The organism is Pseudomonas sp. (genome assembly GCF_050739655.1).
Taxonomy (GTDB): domain Bacteria; phylum Pseudomonadota; class Gammaproteobacteria; order Pseudomonadales; family Pseudomonadaceae; genus Aquipseudomonas.
Genome location: NZ_JBOIBY010000706.1, coordinates 1 through 3088 on the forward strand (window position 1 = coordinate 1; position 3088 = coordinate 3088).

2 protein-coding genes are annotated in these 3088 nt (G+C 60.8%); both read left to right on the forward strand.

Going from position 1 to position 3088, the window contains the following annotated elements; genetic code table 11:
* A partial coding sequence (locus tag ACRESJ_RS33630; protein WP_431761729.1) for a glutamine--tRNA ligase/YqeY domain fusion protein occupies positions 1–1517 on the forward strand: 1517 nt, incomplete at its 5' end.
* A gap of 15 nt (positions 1518–1532) precedes the next feature.
* On the forward strand, positions 1533–2915 hold the full coding sequence (cysS, locus tag ACRESJ_RS33635; protein WP_431761730.1) for a cysteine--tRNA ligase: 1383 nt from the start codon (positions 1533–1535) through the stop codon (positions 2913–2915).
* Positions 2916–3088 lie beyond the last annotated feature (173 nt).

Here is a 3088-nt window from a genome sequence, read left to right on the forward strand (position 1 = left end):
TGAACTTCGGCCTGGCCCAGGAGTTCGGCGGCGTCACGCACCTGCGTTTCGACGACACCAACCCGGCCAAGGAAGACCAGGAATACATCGACGCGATCGAAAGCGACGTCAAATGGCTGGGCTTCGAATGGTCCGGCGAAGTGCGCTACGCCTCGCAGTATTTCGACCAGTTGCACGACTGGGCGGTGGAGCTGATCAAGTCCGGCAATGCCTACGTCGACGACCTGACCCCTGAGCAGGCCAAGGAATACCGTGGCAGCCTGACCGAGCCAGGCAAGAACAGCCCGTTCCGCGACCGCAGTGTCGAAGAGAACCTTGACTGGTTCGCCCGCATGAAAGCCGGCGAATTCAAGGACGGTGCACGGGTGCTGCGGGCCAAGATCGACATGGCCTCGCCGAACATGAACCTGCGCGACCCGATCATGTATCGCATCCGCCACGCTCATCACCACCAGACCGGCGACAAGTGGTGCATCTACCCCAACTATGACTTCACCCACGGTCAGTCGGATGCCATCGAAGGCATCACTCACTCGATCTGCACCCTGGAATTCGAAAGCCATCGTCCGCTGTACGAGTGGTTCCTGGAGCACCTGCCGGTGCCGGCCAACCCGCGCCAGTACGAGTTCAGCCGCCTGAACCTGAACTACACCATCACCAGCAAGCGCAAGCTCAAGCAGCTCGTGGACGAGAAACACGTCAACGGCTGGGACGATCCGCGCATGTCCACGCTGTCGGGTTTCCGCCGCCGTGGCTACACGCCGAAATCGATCCGCAACTTCTGCGAAATGATCGGCACCAACCGTTCCGACGGCGTGGTCGACTTCGGCATGCTCGAATTCAGCATCCGTGACGACCTCGACCAGAGCGCCCCACGCGCCATGTGCGTGCTGCGTCCGCTGAAAGTCGTGATCACCAACTACCCGCAAGGCCAGGTCGAGAACCTCGAACTGCCGTGCCACCCGAAAGAAGACATGGGCGTGCGCGTCCTGCCATTCGCCCGTGAAATCTACATCGACCGCGATGACTTCATGGAAGAGCCGCCAAAGGGCTACAAGCGCCTGGAGCCGGCCGGTGAAGTACGTCTGCGCGGCAGCTACGTGATCCGCGCCGACGAAGCGATCAAGGATGCCGATGGCAACATCGTCGAACTGCGTTGCTCCTACGATCCGGACACCCTGGGCAAGAACCCTGAAGGCCGCAAGGTCAAAGGCGTGGTGCACTGGGTACCGGCCGCGGCCAGCGTCGAGTGCGAAGTGCGTCTGTACGACCGTCTGTTCCGCTCCGCGAACCCGGAGAAGGCTGAAGACAGCGCCAGTTTCCTGGACAACATCAACCCTGACTCGCTGCAGGTACTCACCGGTTGTCGTGCTGAACCCTCGCTGGGCAATGCACAGCCGGAAGACCGTTTCCAGTTCGAGCGCGAAGGTTACTTCGTTGCCGATCTCAAGGACTCGAAACCAGGTCAGCCGGTATTCAACCGTACCGTGACCCTGCGCGATTCGTGGGGCCAGTGATTCAAGGAAGTTAACGTGCTTACGATTTACAACACGCTCACCAAGAGCAAAGAAGTCTTCAAGCCGCTCGATGGCAACAATGTGCGTATGTACGTGTGCGGCATGACCGTGTACGACTACTGCCACCTGGGCCACGGCCGCAGCATGGTTGCCTTCGACCTGGTGACCCGCTGGTTGCGGTTCAGCGGTTACGACCTGACTTATGTGCGCAACATCACTGACATCGACGACAAGATCATCAACCGGGCCAACGAGAACGGCGAGTCGTTCGAAGCCTTGACCGAACGCATGATCGCGGCGATGCACGAAGACGAAGCGCGCTTGAACATCAAGAAGCCGGACATGGAGCCGCGGGCCACGGATCACATCCCTGGCATGCATGCGATGATCCAGACCCTGATCGACAAGGGTTATGCCTACGCCCCGGGCAATGGCGACGTGTACTACCGCGTCGGCAAGTTCATGGGTTACGGCAAGCTGTCGCGCAAGAAGATCGAAGACCTGCGCATCGGCGCACGGATCGAAGTCGACGAGTCCAAGCAGGACCCGTTGGACTTCGTGCTGTGGAAAGCCGCCAAGCCGGGCGAGCCGAGCTGGGAATCGCCGTGGGGCGCCGGGCGTCCGGGCTGGCACATCGAGTGCTCGGTGATGTCCACCTGCTGCCTGGGCGAGACCTTCGACATTCATGGTGGCGGCAGCGACCTTGAGTTCCCGCACCACGAAAACGAAATCGCCCAGAGCGAAGCGGCCACCGGCAAGACCTACGCCAACGCGTGGATGCATTGCGGGATGATTCGTATCAATGGCGAGAAGATGTCCAAGTCCTTGAACAACTTCTTCACCATTCGCGATGTGCTCGACAAATACCACCCGGAAGTCGTGCGTTACCTGCTGGTTTCGAGCCACTACCGCAGCGCCATCAACTATTCGGAAGACAACCTCAAGGACGCCAAAGGCGCCCTGGAGCGTTTCTACCACGCGTTGAAAGGCCTGCCGAGCGTGGCGCCGGCTGGCGGCGAAGCCTTCGTCGAGCGCTTCACCCAGGTGATGAACGACGACTTCGGCACGCCGGAAGCCTGTGCGGTGCTGTTCGAGATGGTTCGCGAGATCAACCGCCTGCGCGAGAGCGATCTCAATGCAGCGGCCGGACTGGCGGCTCGCTTGAAAGAACTGGCCAGCGTGCTGGGCGTGTTGCAGCTCGAAGCCGATGATTTCCTGCAAGCCGGTGCCGAAGGGCGCGTGGATGCGGCTGAAGTCGAAGCACTGATCGCTGCTCGCCTGGCAGCGCGTGCCGGCAAGGACTGGGCCGAATCCGACCGCATCCGCGACCAGCTCACTGCCATGGGCGTGGTGCTGGAAGACGGCAAGGGCGGCACGACCTGGCGTTTGGCTGATTGATGATCGTTCCCACGCAGAGCGTGGGAACGATCAAACCCGCCTTGTGCGGGTTTTTGTTTTCAGGGGCTGCGCATTAATTTTGCGGTGACAGGGCGGGCCCCATCGCTGGCAAGCCAGCTCCCACAGTGTCCGTGTCGAACACAAAATCTGCGCATACCACAGAACCTGTGGGA